General features: G+C 44.6%; 14 protein-coding genes. 9 read left to right on the forward strand and 5 right to left on the reverse strand.

Annotated features, from left to right (window positions below; translation table 11 throughout):
- The first annotated feature begins 110 nt into the window (after positions 1–110).
- Positions 111–3,425 carry a methyl-accepting chemotaxis protein gene (locus A7985_RS22890; RefSeq protein ID WP_065792739.1) on the forward strand — a complete coding sequence of 1,105 codons (3,315 nt, stop codon included), beginning with the start codon at positions 111–113 and terminating at the stop codon, positions 3,423–3,425.
- A gap of 41 nt (positions 3,426–3,466) precedes the next feature.
- On the opposite strand, the gene A7985_RS22895 is transcribed toward A7985_RS22890, so the two are convergent.
- Both A7985_RS22895 and A7985_RS22900 read right to left on the reverse strand, forming a co-directional pair.
- Positions 3,467–4,255, reverse strand: a complete 789-nt coding sequence (locus tag A7985_RS22895; RefSeq protein WP_065792740.1) for a nitrilase-related carbon-nitrogen hydrolase — start codon at positions 4,253–4,255, stop codon at positions 3,467–3,469.
- Entirely contained in the window at positions 4,243–5,382 is a 1,140-nt protein-coding gene (locus A7985_RS22900) for a methionine aminotransferase (RefSeq protein WP_065792741.1), read from the reverse strand. The genes A7985_RS22895 and A7985_RS22900 overlap by 13 nt, the downstream gene beginning before the upstream one ends.
- Before the next feature lie 97 nt (positions 5,383–5,479).
- On the opposite strand from A7985_RS22900, the gene A7985_RS22905 reads away from it, so the two are divergent.
- From A7985_RS22905 to A7985_RS22915, 3 genes are read left to right on the forward strand one after another with little or no spacing between them, the layout of a single operon-like run.
- Positions 5,480–6,097: a methylthioribulose 1-phosphate dehydratase gene (locus A7985_RS22905; protein WP_065792742.1), complete on the forward strand. Its 618-nt coding sequence runs from the start codon at positions 5,480–5,482 to the stop codon at positions 6,095–6,097.
- The gene (gene mtnC, locus A7985_RS22910; RefSeq protein WP_065792743.1) at positions 6,094–6,777 is read left to right on the forward strand and encodes an acireductone synthase; all 684 of its coding nucleotides are present in this window, start codon (positions 6,094–6,096) and stop codon (positions 6,775–6,777) included. The genes A7985_RS22905 and mtnC overlap by 4 nt, the downstream gene beginning before the upstream one ends.
- Positions 6,778–7,320 (forward strand): 1,2-dihydroxy-3-keto-5-methylthiopentene dioxygenase, encoded by a 543-nt coding sequence (locus A7985_RS22915; protein ID WP_065792744.1) that lies wholly within the window; start codon positions 6,778–6,780, stop codon positions 7,318–7,320. It abuts the gene before it with no gap.
- A gap of 62 nt (positions 7,321–7,382) precedes the next feature.
- Here A7985_RS22915 and A7985_RS22920 read toward each other — a convergent pair whose 3' ends face one another.
- Positions 7,383–9,353 (reverse strand): alpha/beta hydrolase family protein, encoded by a 1,971-nt coding sequence (locus A7985_RS22920; protein ID WP_065792745.1) that lies wholly within the window; start codon positions 9,351–9,353, stop codon positions 7,383–7,385.
- 137 nt (positions 9,354–9,490) lie between these two features.
- Positions 9,491–10,498, reverse strand: a complete 1,008-nt coding sequence (gene mtnA, locus A7985_RS22925; protein ID WP_065792746.1) for an S-methyl-5-thioribose-1-phosphate isomerase — start codon at positions 10,496–10,498, stop codon at positions 9,491–9,493.
- A 131-nt stretch (positions 10,499–10,629) separates the two neighbouring features.
- On the opposite strand from mtnA, the gene mtnK reads away from it, so the two are divergent.
- On the forward strand, positions 10,630–11,832 hold the full coding sequence (mtnK, locus tag A7985_RS22930) for an S-methyl-5-thioribose kinase (RefSeq protein ID WP_065792804.1): 1,203 nt from the start codon (positions 10,630–10,632) through the stop codon (positions 11,830–11,832).
- A gap of 45 nt (positions 11,833–11,877) precedes the next feature.
- Here mtnK and A7985_RS22935 read toward each other — a convergent pair whose 3' ends face one another.
- On the reverse strand, positions 11,878–13,662 hold the full coding sequence (locus tag A7985_RS22935) for a DUF885 domain-containing protein (protein WP_065792747.1): 1,785 nt from the start codon (positions 13,660–13,662) through the stop codon (positions 11,878–11,880).
- A gap of 294 nt (positions 13,663–13,956) precedes the next feature.
- On the opposite strand from A7985_RS22935, the gene A7985_RS22940 reads away from it, so the two are divergent.
- The 4 genes from A7985_RS22940 (at position 13,957) to ubiB (ending at position 18,076) form a co-directional block, all read left to right on the forward strand.
- Complete coding sequence (locus A7985_RS22940) at positions 13,957–14,967, forward strand: GGDEF domain-containing protein (protein WP_065792805.1); 1,011 nt, start codon at positions 13,957–13,959, stop codon at positions 14,965–14,967.
- A 105-nt stretch (positions 14,968–15,072) separates the two neighbouring features.
- Positions 15,073–15,828: a bifunctional demethylmenaquinone methyltransferase/2-methoxy-6-polyprenyl-1,4-benzoquinol methylase UbiE gene (ubiE, locus tag A7985_RS22945; protein ID WP_065792748.1), complete on the forward strand. Its 756-nt coding sequence runs from the start codon at positions 15,073–15,075 to the stop codon at positions 15,826–15,828.
- Positions 15,829–15,845: 17 nt separating this feature from the next.
- Entirely contained in the window at positions 15,846–16,445 is a 600-nt protein-coding gene (locus tag A7985_RS22950) for a ubiquinone biosynthesis accessory factor UbiJ (protein WP_065792749.1), read from the forward strand.
- 17 nt (positions 16,446–16,462) lie between these two features.
- Positions 16,463–18,076: a ubiquinone biosynthesis regulatory protein kinase UbiB gene (gene ubiB / locus A7985_RS22955; RefSeq protein WP_065792750.1), complete on the forward strand. Its 1,614-nt coding sequence runs from the start codon at positions 16,463–16,465 to the stop codon at positions 18,074–18,076.
- Positions 18,077–18,114: the final 38 nt, after the last annotated feature.

Raw genomic sequence — 18,114 nt, forward strand, 5'->3', positions numbered from 1 at the left:
TCCAACCATTTATGGTGGTTGATCTGCGCGGAATTATGTAGGTAGAGCAATGTAACAACACATAACATCGTGCTTTTTTAACCAAGGAAAATAGGATAAGGGAGACCACTATGTCTAGTCTCAGCCAGTTCTTTAAATCTCTCGATTTAACCAAAAAACTCATGGCCGCTTTTTTACTGGTAGCCCTCATTCCAACCACCACCATTATCGCCTTTTCACTGATCCAAGCGTCGAGCACTATCAGTGACCAAGTCTACGCACAGTTGGGCGCAGTCAGCAAAGTCAAAAAGCGTGCAGTGCAACGGCACTTTAAAAGTGTTGAAGATAAGCTCAAATCGTTGGCCATAAATCCTTATGTTCTCACTGCTAGCCAAGATTTTTTAGATGCTTTTGATGAGCTTGAAGTCACCGACCCCACTTCGCAGCGTTTAGAACGTTTTTACAGTCAACAATTCCAACCGCAGTTTGAACAGCAAAGTAACAAGCCTGTTTCGGTACCGGAAATACTCGCGCCCCTGTCACCACAAGGTATTGAGTTACAGACGCGTTATCTTGCAGACAACCCACATCCTTTAGGTGAAAAAGTCGCGCTGAAAAAAACGGGCCATTTGGATATGTACGACATCGTCCATCAACGTCATCATGACTTTTTTAGAGAGATCGCAGAAGTTTACGAATTATATGATATTTTTTTAGTAGATAACTACAGCGGAAACATTGTCTACTCTGTGTTTAAAGAAGTGGATTTTGCCACGTCACTCACTGATGGGCCTTTTTCCAATAGCAATATTGCCAATGCGTTTACCAGTGCGTTAATTGAGCAAGATGAAGCCATTTTTGCTGATTATGAACCCTATCTACCTTCCTATAACGCCCCTGCGAGTTTTATTGCCATTAGCTTAGACTTTGACGGTGTCTCGCAGGCCACTTTAATTTTTCAACTATCCATCGATGCACTCAATGAAATTATGACCGAGCGCCACGGGCTGGGTGAAAGTGGCGAAACTTATTTAGTGGGTCCAGAAGGCCTTATGCGTTCAGACTCATTCCTTGACCCTATTCACCACTCCGTTATCGCCTCGTTCTCTAATCCAGATAAAGGCACCATCAAAACGGAAGCATTTCAACTTGCCATGCAGGGAAAGCAAGGGCAAAAAGTCGTGACAGATTACAATGGCAACCCGGTATTGTCCGCTTACAGCAATATGGAAGTCTTTGATGTGCGCTGGGCATTGTTGGCTGAAATAGACGAAGCCGAAGCATTTGCAACAGTCAGTTCACTGCGCCAAACCATGGCCATTGTGATGGTTGTCAGTGCCATCTTGATCATCTTAATTGCTATTTGGTTTTCACGCACCCTTACTCGCCCAGTACATAATTTGGTGAATACAATGCGTGAGGTGCAAAGCAAAGGAGACTTTTCTTTGCGCGCAAAAGTCGACTCACGGGATGAAATAGGGCAAAGCGCACAAGCGTTTAATTCACTGCTAGATGCCCTGCAACTGTCTATTTCCGAAGCCAATAGAGTCCTCAATCAGATGGCCAAAGGTAAGTTTTGTGACCGTATTAGTGCCCCTTGTAAGGGCGAGCTCAATACGCTAAAAGAAGCCACGAATGAGTGTTCAACTAGCCTACAAACTGCATTAAAAGAAATTAATCTGGTTATCCAAACCATGGCTAAAGGACAGTTTAACCAACACATTACCGCAAATTTAAGTGGGGATTTAGACCTCTTAAAAAATAACATTAACCGTTCAGTGACGTCTATTGACGAGACCATGAATGACATTATTAATGTCATGACCTGTGTCGAACAGGGTGAATTTAAACAACAGGTCACTGTCGACGCTAAGGGTAATTTGGCGCGCTTAAAAGACAGCGTAAACAACTCCATTTTTAGCCTTAGTGGTGCGGTGGACGAATTGAGTCATACAATGGCAGCCATTCGCAGTGGCGATTTTTCAAAACGTATTGAGTTACCCTTGTCTGGTCAGCTTGAACAATTGAAAGCCGATTCGAACCGCAGTATGGACAACCTAGAGGCCATTATCAAAGCCATTGGCAGCACGATGACTGCCGTGAGTGAAGGCGACTTCAAACATCCAATCAATGTACCTGCTAAGGGTCAATTGGCAGATCTCAAGTCGAGTATTAATTTATCGGTGGACAGTTTGGATCAAGCGATGAGTGAGATCTCCTCGGTGATGATGGCCATTAGTCACGGGCGCTTTGACAGAACCATCAACTCCCCACTAAAAGGACAGTTGGCAACACTCAAAAATGACATAAACAATACAGTGAACAACCTAAATCGAGTCATTGAAGAGCTTGCAAGTGTCATGGCCGCAATGAGTTGTGGCGACTTCTCACAAAAAATCGACTCACCACTACAAGGTCAACTATTGCAACTCAAAACCGATGTGAATAGTTCCATCGATACCATCTCAAATGCCATTCATGCGGTCACAGACAGCCTTAGCGCAATCGCGAAAGGCAACCTTTGCGAATCCATAGAAGGACAATACGAAGGCGTCTTTGCAACCTTGCAGCAAGACGTGAAGACCACAACCCGTAAACTCACAGAAGTCATTGAAGGCATCCAAGGCGCAGCAAACTTAGTGACCCACAGTGCGGGGGAAATTGCCGCCAGTAATACAGAGATCAGTCGCAGAACAGAAGAGCAGGCGTCTAATTTGGAGCAGGCCAGTGCGAGTACAGGCCACATGCTCGAAGAACTCACCTTAGTCGCTGAGCAATCAGAAACGGCGGTGAGTAAATCTGATAATGCCCAAGTCATTGCCAAAGAAGGGGGAGTGCTCTCAAAAGACACCGTAAACGCAATCAACGAAGTCAATACCGCGAGTAAAGACATCAACGAAATCGTTTCTGTCATCGATGAACTGGCATTTCAAACTAACTTACTGGCACTAAACGCGGCGGTTGAAGCAGCGCGAGCCGGTGAAAATGGCCGAGGGTTTGCGGTTGTTGCCAATGAAGTCAGAGAGCTTGCAGGTAGAAGTGCGGCTTCCGCAAAACAAATTAAAGAGATTATTGCCAACAGTAACGACAAGGTGCAGCAAGGGACCACACTGGCAAACAGCTCTGGACAGAAACTGGATCATATTGTACTGGCGGTGGCCGATGTGAACGAAAATATCGTCAGTATTAATCGCTCAACACTCACGCAGCAGCAAGCGATAAAAGAGGTGGATATCGTGGTTCAAAGGCTAACTGACCTTATTCAGGAAAACTCAGCCATTACTGAAGAAACCATGGCCGCGGCTAAGCGGATGGCATTGCAGGCCAGCGAAATGAAACAACTGCTGGGTTATTTCACGTTACCAGAGCAAGATGACTATGCACACAATACATCGCTGACAACAGGCAACCAAGAACTGCTTGTGCATCAATATAACACGCCTTAGTTTCACATATTTGGGCCAGCCAGTGCTGGCCCCAACCCTGCTTATAATTCTAACTTAAAGTTATCTGCGTCTAAGTGCGCTGGAAATTGCGCCCTAAACTGGTCCAACGCGTCTTTAGATAAAGCCGTCGTTATCACACCAGCTTGATCATCAGGCACCTGTAACACAGGCTGGCCGAGGTGATCTAACGCAACCGTACCACCATTATGCGCAGTACCATATCCGTCCTCACCAATACGATTATTGGCCAGTACATAGCATTGATTTTCAATTGCGCGTGCACGTAGTAACGTATCCCAAGCATAGCGGCGCGCCGCCGGCCAGTTGGCAACATTGACCATCACATCATAATCGTTCTTGTTACGCTGAAACACTGGGAACCTTAAGTCGTAGCAAACTTGCGGCAAAATTTTAAAGTCGCCGATTTCAAAGATCTTACGGTCATGACCTGCAGCTACATAGTCCCCTTCATGGCCTAGACAAAATAGGTGGCGTTTATCGTAGTATTCAACACGACCAGCTTCTTCGTTTAGCGCTGGCGGCCAGCACCAATAAAAGCGATTCGCTTTTTTGTCACCCTCTGATACCAGTACGGAGCCAGCCACAACACAATTATGCTGCGCTGCTAATGCACGCATAAATGTCAGTGCGGGGTCCGCAAATTCAGCCGTTTGCTCCTTTAGTGCAAACCCAGTGGCAAAGGTTTCAGGCAAAAGCAATAAATCACAAGGTTCAAGTTGTGCCGTTAAACGCTCTATTTTTTTGAAGTTATGCTCTGGACTTAGCCATTGAATATCATATTGGACCAGGCTCACTGTTAGAGTCGACATAGCTTCTCCGCCGCAGCGATGAGGGTCGCTGACTCCTTGGCAAAACACAGTCGTATCACGCGTTCTTCACACGGTGACGCATAAAAAACACTCAGCGGAATTGCGGCAACCCCATGTTCTTCAACCAGCTGCTGACAAAACTCAACGTCATTCAAGGTAGAAATAGCGCTGTAATCTAACAGCAAAAAGTACGTGCCCTCACTGGGGAGTATTTTAAATCGACTCGATTTTAGTGCTGCGACTAATTGGTCGCGCTTTTGTTGATAAAACGGCGCCAACTCGTCCACATGGTTCGGTTCATATTTGAGCATATCTGCGAGCGCTAACTGTGCTGGCGTAAAACTTGAGAAATTAACAAACTGATGAATCTTTCTGAATTCTTCTGCCAGTACTGGGGGCGCTACGCAGTAGCCCATTTTCCACCCTGTACAATGAAATGTTTTACCAAAACTGGATACCACAAAACTACGCTGTAACAGCGCCGCATCGCGTAAGACGCTTAGGTGAGGCTGCTCATCAAACGTAATATGCTCGTAAACTTCATCACTTATCACATATAAATCATGCTCTTCAACGAGTGCTTTTAACGCTTTAAAGTCAGCCTGCTTCAGCATTTTCGCACTGGGGTTATGAGGCGTATTGATAATGATAGCGCGTGTTTTTGCCGTCACCTTATCGCTAACATCTTGCCAGTTAATTAGGTAGTCCGGCGCGTATAGCGGAATATGAATTGTTTTGCCTCCAGCAAGTTCCACCGCCGGTCGGTAAGAGTCATAAGCAGGATCAAACACGATGACTTCATCCCCTTCCCTGACCAGAGATTGAATTGCCACAAACAGGGCCTCTGTTGCACCAGCCGTCACGGTCACCTGCGCTTGAGCATCAATCACTTGGTCGTATTTACGCGCAATCAGAGCCGCGACCTCTTGCTGCAATGACGCCACACCTGGCGAAGGCGCATATTGATTGTGACCGGCCGCTGTATAGTCCGATAAAGCAGATTTCAATCGGTCAGGCGCATCAAATTCTGGGAACCCTTGAGATAAATTCAAGGCGTTGTGCGCATTAGCAAGACCTGTCATTTTGCTGAAAATACTGGTACCAACACTCGGTAATTTACTTTCCATCCTGTGTCTCTTTTTGAATATGGCGTAGGCGTTAAAGCGATGCTATCATTGCCTCAAATAGAAGTATAGCCGTCCAAACCTATTAGGTAGATCGAATATGCAAACAAAGGCAGCAAAACAAGCGCTTATTGATGCTGGTCGCTGGGTAAGCCAGCAAGGTTGGGTCCCAGCAACTGGCGGTAATTTCTCCATTAAAACAGATAATGGATTCGTGGTCACGGCCAGTGGGTTTGACAAGGGGCAATTAACACCAGAGCAATTTTTAGAGCTAGATCAATCAGGTAATATCATATCGGGAGATGGAAAGCCCTCAGCAGAGACCGCGCTCCATCTAAAACTCTATGAATTACAACCCAATTCAGGGTGTATCTTGCATACACATTCGGTGGCAGCGACGGTTCTTTCTCGATTTATCAGTGGCGAGCGATTTACTGTCACAGGTTATGAAATGCAAAAATCTCTCGCAGGTATCCATAGTCACCTAGACACGCTCTCTATTGCCATTTTTGACAATGACCAAGATATTTCAGCACTTGCCGAGCGAGTCGCTAAACACCACCAAGTTGACCCTATTCGTCATGGTGTGTTGATCCGGGGTCACGGTTTATACGCCTTAGGCAACAGTGTTTTCGAAACACGCCGTCATATTGAAGGGTTAGAATTCTTGTTTGCCTGTGAGTTAGAAAGAATAAAATTAGAGGGGTCGAGTAAATGATCAAAGCCATCCTGACAGATATAGAAGGGACCATTACGCGAATATCTTTCGTGAAAGAGGTGCTCTTCCCATATGCTGCAAAGCACTTGCCCGCGTTTGTGCGTTGTAACGAAAGTGATCCTATTATTCAGGCACAAATAGAGGCAGTTAAACAGGAAATTGCGCAGCCTACAGCCAGCTTGGAGACGGTGATAGACACCTTGCTATCATGGATTGATGCAGATTTAAAAATCACACCTTTAAAGCAATTACAGGGGTTAATATGGCAAACAGGTTATCAACAAGGTGATTTTACAGGTCATATTTATCCAGACGCTTATCAGTATTTGCAGCAGCAGCATCAAGCAGGCTCCGCACTCTATGTCTACTCGTCCGGTTCGGTAAAAGCGCAACAGCTGTTGTTTGCGCATTCGGACTACGGCGATATTCGCCCACTATTTACTAACTATTTTGATACAAAAGTTGGCCACAAACAGTCTTCGTTGTCATATCAGAACATCGTTAATCAGATCCCGTTCGAGTCTCATGAAGTTCTGTTTCTCAGTGATGTCGTCGAAGAGCTAGATGCAGCTAAACAAGCCGGGTTGCAAACCTTACAACTATGGCGAGACAACCAGTCACAAAGCCAAGCGCACCCATTCATAGCCAGTTTTGAGCAGTTTGACAGTGAGAGAATATAAATGAGCCAATTACATATCTACCGTGATACCCCCCCCACAGAACTGCTTTTTGAGAGCAGTGACCCCGTAGCCATTAGTGCTGAACTAGAAGCTGTCGGCGTCCATTTTGAGCAATGGCAAGCGACCAAAATACTCGCAGATAATGCTTTAGATTCAGAGATTTTGCATGCGTATAACAACGACATCATTCGTCTGAAACAGCTTGGCGGATACCAGACGGTCGATGTCATCGCGCTACAAAGAGGCAACCCAAATGCAGCGAGTCTAAGGGAAAAGTTTTTATTCGAGCATACCCACAATGAAGACGAAGTGCGTTTTTTTGTTGCTGGACAAGGGCTCTTCTGTCTTCATATAGAGAGCAAAGTGTATCAGGTGCTGTGTCAGCAAGGCGATTTAATCTCTGTACCAAAAAACACACCACATTGGTTTGATATGGGCAGTGACCCAGAATTTACAGCTATTCGTTTATTCAATAACACAGAAGGTTGGGTGGCGAAGGAAACGGGTTCAAATATCGCCACACAATTCCCATTATTAGATTAACGTCTTTACATATGCGCTACCCATGTATAAGTGGCGCATATGCAAAATTTAGGCTGCGAGGACTAAAGCTCTAAATGTTTATCTAAAAAAGCCAATACGGTTTGATAGTAAGCCAAGCGGTGCTCTGCTTTATAAAAACCATGCCCTTCATTTTCAAGCAAATAATATTCGTAAGGTTTATTGGCCTTTTTCAATGCATTGATCATTGCCTCAGCATGTTCGATAGGCGCGCGTTCATCATCGCCACCATGCACGATCAAAACCGGTGCGTTTATTTTATCCGCATTACGTGCTGGCGAAAATTGTACCAAAGCCTTTTCATCTTCACCTAAAACTGCTTTCAAATATTTAATGCCTGCACTGACTCTCGACGTGTCACCCTCTTCAAACATCATAGGTAAATCGTAAATACCGACGACACCAATGGCACATTGAAACTTATCTGGCGCGATAATGGCACTTTGCATTGCCGAATAGCCACCAAAACTGGAACCCATAATGCACATATTTTCAGCGTTTGCGTACCCTGCTTCCACAACGTAATCAACGCCATCTAAAATATCATGTTGAATTTTTCGGCCCCACTCACGATGCCCTGCGAACTCAAAATTCAACCCATAACCACCTGAACCTCGAAAATTCACTCTAAGCACCGCCATGCCTCGACTTGCGAGCAACTGCGACTCGGTATCATAGTCCCAGTAATCTCTGGGGCCATGGGGGCCGCCGTGCGGCATCACCACCAAAGGTAAGTTTTTATGCGGTTTGTTATTTGGCAGTGTTAAATAGCCATGAATGTCCATTCCATCGCGATTCTTAAACTTTATCGGTTTGGTTTCTGCCATATGAGCAGGGTCTATCCAAATACGTGTCGAGAATAAGTATTGCAGCTTTTTCTTTGTTTGGTCGTAGAGATAGTAATCACCTGGGTTGCGATCATTCGTCGCTAGCACCAAGTGTTTGTCACCACTGCGCGTTGAGCTGATCAGGCGTAATTGATGACCCTCTATACTTTGCAATAACGATTTGATACTCGCGCTGAGTGGCACATTTTCATCGGTAAATGCGTAGGTTGGATAACCTGGATCGAGCTCGATAGCGAATAGCTTTTTACTGACTGGATCAACCCATATTTTACTCGGTGATACTTCTTTATCCTTGTAGATTAAGGAGAGCGCTTGCGTCGACAAGGAAAGCTTATACAGGCCATCAGGCTCGCCATTTTCGGAGCCTGTGACATAAAGCCCATCGCCACTGCCATCTAGTGCATGTAACCGCATATTCTGTAAAGGCGTCTTCAACGCCAGCGTTTGCCAGCCACTTTTTCCTTTAATCTTTTGATATATTTCACCGGTAACAAAGTCATCTGTTGCGGTCGCAAAACGGACATTTCCTTCGTGATCAGTTAGAAAATCTGCGTTCTTTTTTGGCGCGCGTGTAATCATATTGCGCTTACCAGATTTCACATTGACTTTGTAAATTTGCATTGTCGGTTCTTTTGAACCATTCCAAGGATAGGTATAAATCAACATGTGCCGCTCATCATTAATGAGCGGATCTAAAACAAAGGAAGTGCCATATAATGCGGTGCCTTTTTGGATCCGAGTGCCTGTTTGCCCTTCCCCTTGATAGCCAGCTAGATAGCGGCCAGATTTACCATTTGCATTGACACTGTATAGTTCACCATAATAGTCTGGGTGGTCTGTCCAGCCTTTTACGTACTGCTTTTCAATGACAAGGCGCTCATCATTCACCCAATGGTAATTACCAACTTGGGCGTTACTTTCAAACCGAATCGCAGACAGTAGACTGTAATCCTTTACTTGTAACACGCCTAAAATATTTTTGCCTTCAACTTTAGAGATGAAACTAATGTATTCACCACCTGGCGACAACTTTACATTGGTATACTCACTGCCTTTACTAAAGTGTTCAATTGGGGTAGGGGTTGTGGTCGCAGCTGAAGGAGATTGCGCTGCACTGGCACTAACGGTTACACCCAACAATACAATAATACTGAATAGTCGTATCATAATTGAGTCCCTTATATAAGATTCGAAGGGCTCATCCTACCTCTGTTCAGGGGTAAAAAACTACTTATCTACAATTTGGCAGCGAGTAATGTCTTGACTATCTCTACACAGCCCACTCGCCACCTCTCAGTCGCGAGTTAAACGGAACTAAACGCTGGTTGGTTGTAAATTCCACTATCAAAAACCCACGCTGTCACTAAACTCGCAGGTGTAACATCAAACGCTGGGTTAAACACCGACGTGCGATCGGGTGCCCACTGACACGCACCAAAACTCCCACTCACCCCCGTCACTTCTGAAGCGTTGCGCTGTTCAATCTCGATCTCTCCACCGTGGGCACACTGTGCGTCAAATGTCGTTTTTGGTGCCACCACATAAAACGGGATGTTGTGATAGTTAGCTAAAACCGCTAAATTATAGGTCCCCACTTTATTGGCAAAATCACCATTCGCTGCAATGCGGTCTGCCCCGACAAAAATCTTGTCCACTTTGCCCGCGGCCATTAAAGTTGCAGCCATGTTGTCGCACAGCAACGTATAGGGAATTTTCCATCGCTCAAGCTCATAGGCTGTTAAACGACCCCCTTGCAACAAAGGGCGCGTCTCATCGACCCACACATGGATATTGCCGTACTTTTGCGCAGCGGTAAAAATAACTCCGAGTGCAGTGCCAATACCTGCCGTTGCCAATGCCCCTGTATTACAGTGGGTGAGAATATTGTCAGAAGCATCAACCAGAGCCACACCGTGTTCAGCAATCCGTTGGCACAAGGCAACGTCTTCCTCAAACAACTGTTCTGCACGAAATACAATCTCGCCAACAAAGTCATCTTGTTGCAGTGCGTGTCGCAGACAATCCATACAGTGTTTCAAGTTAACCGCCGTCGGGCGGGTGGCTTCTAATGCATCAATGGCTTCTCTGAGTTCCTCACGAGTAGCCTCCTGCTCAGCCAAATAGGCTACCAACAACGTGGCAGCCAACCCGATTAAAGGCGCCCCCCTAACCTGTAAATTATTGATAAGACTTTGCATGTTTTCCACATCTCGACATACATGCCAAACCTCCTCATGTGGCAATAGATATTGATCTAACACCTGTAATTTTCCAGCTTGGTACTTCAGGCTTGCACCGATGAGCTCTTTCATATTTCTCGCTTACGTTTGACCACCAATCATGACTCAATTGCATTCTACATAAAGATCTAAAGATGTATAGACATCTAAACGCTTAAAAATATAGAATGCTAAAATAAACGATAACTTTTAGGTAAATGACCGTGAGTAAATACGCCGCCTTCAATAACGAGACTGCACTCGATTACGTCAAGTCACTTGGGTTGTTCTTTTCTGAAAATGCAGAGCTAACTTGCTATGAATTTGGAGATGGTAACCTTAACCTCGTATTTAGAGTTGCAGACACAAATAACAATAGCGTGATATTGAAGCAGGCATTGCCTTACGCCCGATGCGTGGGTGAGAGCTGGCCACTGACATTAGACAGAGCGCGAATTGAAGCTCATGTATTGCAACGCCATGGTAATGTTTGTCCTGCCCATACAGCCAAAGTCCTTCATCATGACAGCAATAAAGCTGCAACCATTTTAGAAGATTTAGGTGCTATGGCGATTTTACGTGCCGAGCTCATTGCGGGTCGAACATTCGAGAATCTAGGCCGAGATGTTGCCCAATATCTCGCTACGACTGGCTTTTATCACTCCGACTTTTACCTCAGCCCACAAGAAAAAAAGTCTCAAATTCATAACTTTACTAATCCAGAGCTATGTGCAATCACTGAAGAGTTGTTTTTTGATGACCCCTATCGAGAATGTGAGCGTAATGATTACCCAGCCGAATTAACAGAGCAAGTTAATCAACTCAGACAAAATACAACTTTGCTTTGCATTGTCGCTCGACTAAAAGCAAAGTTTTTTTCATCGCCTCAAACACTGCTTCATGGGGATGTGCATACTGGAAGCATATTCGTGAGTGATGGCAACACCAAATTAATCGATCCAGAATTTGGCTTTTTTGGACCGATTGGCTTTGACTTGGGCTCGTTCATAGGCAACTTACTGCTCAACTATTGCGCTCAAAACGGACGGATCAAAGAGATTCCAAAACGACGAGATGTTCACTCTTATCTGCTCAACACAATTTCCGTCTGTCTACAACAATTTGAACAGCAATGGCATGCACTAGCACAGCAACATACGCGTGATTTGGCCTTACAGGCACCGGGTTATTTGGATCTATTTTTACAGGAAGTATTACAAGATGCCATGGGCTACTGTGGCACAGAACTCATCCGTCGTACGATTGGACTGGCCCATGTTGCTGATATTGCAGAAATCGAGGATGACGCACAACGCTTAGTCGCTCAGAAACAAGCTTTGCAACTCGGTGAACAATTACTCTTAAATGCTAAAGCCTGTCGCTCAATCGATGACTTCTATCAACTCATCATCAGTTTTGTACATTAGCCTTTAATAAAAAAGCCGCTTGAAGCGGCTTTTTTATAGTTAACACTATTTTGACTGCAAGGTGTACGCGATGTATTTGTCTATTTGCGCTTCAAGTACAAAAAGCGGCACCGAACCATTTTTAAGGACTTGATGGTGGAACTCCCTCACATCAAATGCCTCTCCTAGTTCCGTCTCAGCCTTTGCTCTTAAGCGCTTGATGGTTAATTCACCCACTTTATAAGACAGAGCTTGTCCAGGCCATGAGATATAGCGATCCGTTTCAGTTTTAACATTGTGTAATGACAAGGCCGTGTTGTCTTGCATAAATTGCATGACCTGCTCGCGTGTCCAGCCAAACATATGCACCCCAGTATCCACCACTAAACGCGCGGCACGCCACATTTCATAGGTCAATCGCCCAAAATCACTGTAAGGGTCTTGGTAAAAACCGGCTTCAATGCCTAGGTATTCCGCATATAAGCCCCAGCCCTCACCAAAAGCAGAGATATACTCGCTTTGTCTATAAGCAGGCAAATGTGTCAACTCAGCATTTAAAGAGATCTGCAAATGATGTCCAGGTACACCTTCATGTAATGTCAGTGCTTCTAAAACATAGAGCGGCCTTTTGTCCAAGGCATACGTATTCACCCAATAATAGCCGGCATCCGTTTCATTACTTGGTCCAAAATAGCGCCCGGTTGTAAATTTTGGCGCAATACTGTCGGGCACGGGTGCAACGCCATAGGGTAGACGAGGCAGTGTATGGAATAATTGAGGCAGCTTTGCATCCATTTTCTTGGCGATAAACGAAGCTTCCTTCAATAATTCTATTGGCGTTTTTGCATAAAATTGGGGGTCAGTTCGCAAAAAGTGGACAAACTCTGCGAAACTGCCTTCAAATCCAACTTGCTCTATGATGCGATTCATTTCACTGCGAATGCGCGCCACTTCATTCAGCCCCAATTCGTGAATTTCTTTAGGGGTCATCTGCGTTGTTGTAAAGTGCTTGGCACGATTTACATAGAATGCCTTGCCATCAGGCACGCTTGACCAAGCAATGTTCTCTCTTGCGTTAGGTCGGTACACATTCACAAAGAAGTCGTTGTACTTCAGGTAGGCAGGGTTAACATACGCCTCTATCACTTGCTTTGCTTCACGCTGCAGCGCTAAAAACTCTTGGGCTGGTAAGTTCGCTTGGTTGTTTAAAAACGGGGCAAAGTAAGGTGACTTTTCAATATCATCGCCATGTGCAACAAACGCCATGATGCTGTCTTCAAAACCCTTGAGCACGACTTTAGGCTGCGTCAAGCCTATGCTGAGTCCTTGCTTCATCCAGTATATATTCTGGTCGAAAAACCTTGGCAGTTGCTTCATTCGCTCGATAAACAGCTGATACCCCAGTTTAGTGCTGTAATCCTGACTTTGGATCATAAATTGTAGTTCACTGTGAAACCCATATTCCGAGGACAAAGGTACGTAGTGATCTTTAAAGTGAAATAAGTCAACTTCGTTTTGAATTTGAGCACGTAATATCGCAAAGTTTATCTTATTCTCTTCACTTAATTGGGATTGATCAATATTGTCAAGCTGCGCCAAAAAGCGCACTCTTTGTTGATTAACCGCTGCTAAATGCTCGGGTGTTAAGTTAGACAACAGGTACTCAGCATTGATATTTGTCAAACTTTCTTCATCCTGCTGAGCTCGAAAGTCCATAACTTTATCAGCAAGTTGTGAGTAAGTTTTATTTGGATCATTTGTCGTGCTCTGGCACGCTGACAAAGTAAGTGCTAACACAATTGCACTGAGAGGTTTTCGAAGTGAATTAAACACTGCCGGGTTCCTTAACATTCGCTGGGGCTTGCACCTTAACTAAGCCTATTATCAAGATGCAAATATAATCGACCAAGCATCACAGTTATGCGACTAGATAGTGAACAAAGTAATGTGCTTTAGGCAAAGTTGTCGATAAATTCAGCTAACAAGATTAAATGTATATATTTTCCGCTCTAAAAACGCAAATTTTACTTTTAAATTGTCGCAATTGCGATTAATGTAGCCACTCTTCAACTAGGATGAAATCATGACCCACGGCAAAGGATATTAGCGCTTCTATATAAACTGTAATTTGTGGTAAATAAGTACATGATGTTCCATGACCCAATGGCGCTAGCGCAAGAAAAAATGACGAAAGTCTGCCATTTTTTGGAACTCCATCAGCTTCCTCCTACCCCGTTAAATTACCAGGTCACCTATACTTATATTAGCCGTAGCAACCCCGATTTAGCTGAACGCTTAGATAGAGATCTGCGCAACGGCATTGCAATTGACAACGTCTATATCGAACAGCTTTATTTTGAATTCGTTTACGCCGAACATCAGGCTGAACTAGCAGTGCTGAAAGAGGTGGATAACGTTATTGATGAACTCGCGGTTTCAACTGCTCGCTCACAACAAAGTATTACGCAATTTAGGCGGCATATCCAAAATTGTAGTCACGCACTCAGCAATCAAGAGCCCGCTAGCAGCAAACAGATTCTGGCCGAGTTCTCGCTGCATACCGAACGCTTATTAGAACAACAACAACGCTTTAAAGTAAGCCTTCAAAAAGCCAGGAAAACGCAAAAAGAACAGCATCGGGCCTTAGGAGAAATCCGCAAACAACGTCTTATCGACCCACATACTGGGTTATACAAACGTCACTATTTGAGTCAAAAAGCTGAACTGTGGCTTGATCAAGACAAAGCACTGTGCGCCATTTCAATCCAAGTCGATAACTTAGAAGAATTTACCGCGAAATATGGCGATGTTATTGGTGAGGCCGTGCTACAAAGAATCGCCCAAAAAATTAAAAAGTACGTTGTAGAAAGTGGCATACCAGGGCGCACCGGCAAGCAAGAGTTCACCATTCTTTTAGCAGATATTGAACCAGAAACAGCACAGATCATCGCTGCAAAAATACGCAAAGGAATACAAAAGCTAAAATTCATTAGTAATCGCGGCAACATTCAATTCCCTGAATTGCAACTGGCAGTAGGCATTGCCAAACGACAAGCTGAAGTAGATTTCAACGAGCTGGCAAACAAAGCATCATTTGCGGCGCAAAAAGCGCAAGCGCTTGGCCGAGATTGTTATATTTCGGGTGCCATTTTATAGCATCCAAATCAATAAATAATTGTCTAAATACTGTCACTATAAATTGCGCCAATGCATCCCTATCAAGTACACTATGCGCACCTAAACTGTGTCAGCAAGGCCAACATGAAAGAAGAAAATCACGATACCACACACTTTGGTTATAAAACTATCGAGTCCAATCAAAAAGAGTCACTGGTTGCAGATGTTTTTCACTCTGTCGCAGCTAAATATGACATCATGAATGACTTTATGTCATTCGGTATTCACCGTTTGTGGAAGCGTCAAACCATTGCATGTTCGGGCGTACGTAAAGGCCATAGAGTTTTGGACCTTGCAGGTGGCACAGGTGATTTAACAGCCAAATTCAGTCAACTGGTTGGGGATACTGGTCAAGTTATCCTTGGTGACATCAATGACTCCATGCTTAAAGTCGGCAGAGACAAACTGCGTGACTTAGGCCTAGTCAACAATATCGAGTATGTGCAGATGAATGCACAGGCTTTACCATTTCCAGACAATAGCATTGATGTCATTACGATAGCGTTCGGCCTGCGAAATGTTACCGACAAAAATGAAGCATTACGTTCAATGTATCGAGTACTCAAGCCAGGCGGTAGACTGCTTGTACTAGAGTTCTCAAAAACAGATAACGAAGCGTTGTCTAAATTATACGATTTCTATTCGTTTAATATTCTACCCACCATGGGTAAGTTGGTTGCCAACGACAGTGAGTCGTATCGCTATCTAGCAGAGTCGATCCGCATGCATCCAGATCAGGAAACATTGAAAGGGATGATGGAAGAAGCTGGTTTTGAACAGGCAAGCTACCAAAACTTTACTGGCGGCATTGTCGCGCTGCACAGAGGATTTAAGTACTAGTCCGAAGGATTTAAGTTATGTGGATATCTGTATTGACGGCGATTGCCGAACAAGCGGTGAATCGGTTACTTGCGTTAGAGCCATCACTAAAAGAGGATCTTCGCAGTGCAGAGCACCGAGTTTTGGCTTTGACCTTAACTGATTTAAATGTGTCATGCGCATTTCATTACAATGGTGAACATTGCTTTGTGTATGGTAACTACCATGACAGTGCAGACTGCCACATAACAACCTCACTGGAAACCGTGCCAGAACTTAAAGACCCAAGCCAATTGACCCGTCTAATACGCGCAAATAAACTCGATTTAGAAGGGGATATACATCTCGCTCAAGCCTACAGTAAAGCTTTTTCGAACTTACAAATTGATTGGGCTGAACACCTCTCTGGGTATTTAGGTGATGCCGGTGCACAACACTTTGTAACCAGCCTCAGCAACGGGAAGGCGCGAGCGACGCAGCACTGTGATACTTTTCAACACGTTTTCACGCAACTTTGCCAAGATGAGCTTAACGTCTCTATTCATCCGCTCGAACTGCAGCAATATAAATCGCAGACAAGAGCATTGTCACAGCAATTGGCAGCGCTTGAGCAACGTATCAACGCACTATTCGACTAATTATTAAGGAGCTGGAATTGTCCATTGCTCGCCTCTACCAAATTGGTAAAACTTTTCTCAACTATGGGCTAGATGAATTACTCCCGCAGCAACTGCAGCCCTGGTATGCCAAGCTATTGCGAAAATTACTCTTTTGGCTACCCAATAAACACACCGAAAAATCTGAAGGTGCTAGGCTGCGACTTGCCTTGCAAACGTTGGGGCCTGTATGGATAAAGTTTGGCCAAATGCTCTCAACCAGACGAGATCTACTGCCACCTGATATGGCAGTCGAGCTGGCTGAATTGCAGGATAATGTGCAACCTTTCTGTGGTACTGATGCTCAAAAACTGATTGAAGAAGCACTCGAAATAGGGGGTATTAGCGAACTGTTTGAGCAGTTCGATCAACAACCTTTAGCATCGGCTTCCATTGCGCAAGTACATAGTGCCAAACTCAACACCGAGCATGGCGTAAAAGACGTGGTCATTAAAGTGATTCGTCCAGATATCGAGAAACAAATTCTAGCTGATTTATCGCTCATGGAGCAATTTGCAAAACTGCTAGCAGGCCTAGTCAGCGAAGGTAGAAGGTTGCGACCAGTAGAAGTCGTCAGGGAGTATCGAAAAACTTTGCTCGACGAGCTGGACCTGATGCGTGAGGGGGCAAATGCGATTCAACTTAGACGTAACTTTGAGGATTCAGAAGCGCTCTATATTCCTGAAGTGTACAGTGAGTACTCTCGTCAGAACGTATTGGTTATGGAACGCATCTATGGAATCCCAGTATCTGATACAGACACGCTCATTGAACAAGGCACAGATATGAAGCTCCTTGCTGAGCGCGGTGTCGAAGTCTTTTTTACCCAAGTGTTTCGCGATAGCTTCTTCCATGCGGATATGCACCCGGGCAATATTTTTGTCTCATACGAGTCCCCACATAACCCAAAATATATCGGCATAGATTGTGGTATTGTCGGCACGCTTAATCGTGAAGACAAACGTTACCTTGCGGAAAATTTCATTGCCTTCTTTAATCGTGATTATCGCCAAGTGGCCCAACTACATGTGGATTCTGGCTGGGTTCCTGCCGATACCTGCGTAGAAGAGTTTGAGTTTGCCATCCGCACGGTCTGCGAGCCAATTTTCAATAAACCGCTAGCCGAAATTTCCTTTGGTCATGTCTTGGTCAACTTATTTAACACCGCTAGGCGCTTTAATATGGAAGTACAGCCACAGCTGGTTTTATTACAAAAGACACTGTTGTATGTTGAAGGCCTAGGTCGCCAGCTTTACCCACAGCTCGATCTTTGGAAAACTGCAAAGCCCTTTTTAGAGCACTGGGTAAAAGAACAAGTTGGCCCGTTGGCGGTTGCCAAGAAAATGTATCAAAACCTGCCATTCTGGGCGGAGAAGATGCCAGAGCTGCCAGACTTGATTTATCAAAATCTAAAGCGCCAACATCACCGCCCGCAAGCAGTATCGAGCAGCCCGAGTAAACAATCTCTGCAAAGTATTTTATTAGGTATGGCCGCTTCAACTTTGGCAATCATTGCAGGCCTTTGCTTCATTGCCGGGCTACATGGTGCGAGTATTTCCAGTGCAATCGTTGCACTATTGATCTTTGTCTGTGCATGGCGTAAAACAGGGTGATATTTTACACGCTCGGCGTATAATCAAATTAAACCTTA

The sequence above is a fragment of the Pseudoalteromonas luteoviolacea genome (assembly GCF_001696455.1).
GTDB lineage: Bacteria > Pseudomonadota > Gammaproteobacteria > Enterobacterales > Alteromonadaceae > Pseudoalteromonas > Pseudoalteromonas luteoviolacea_C.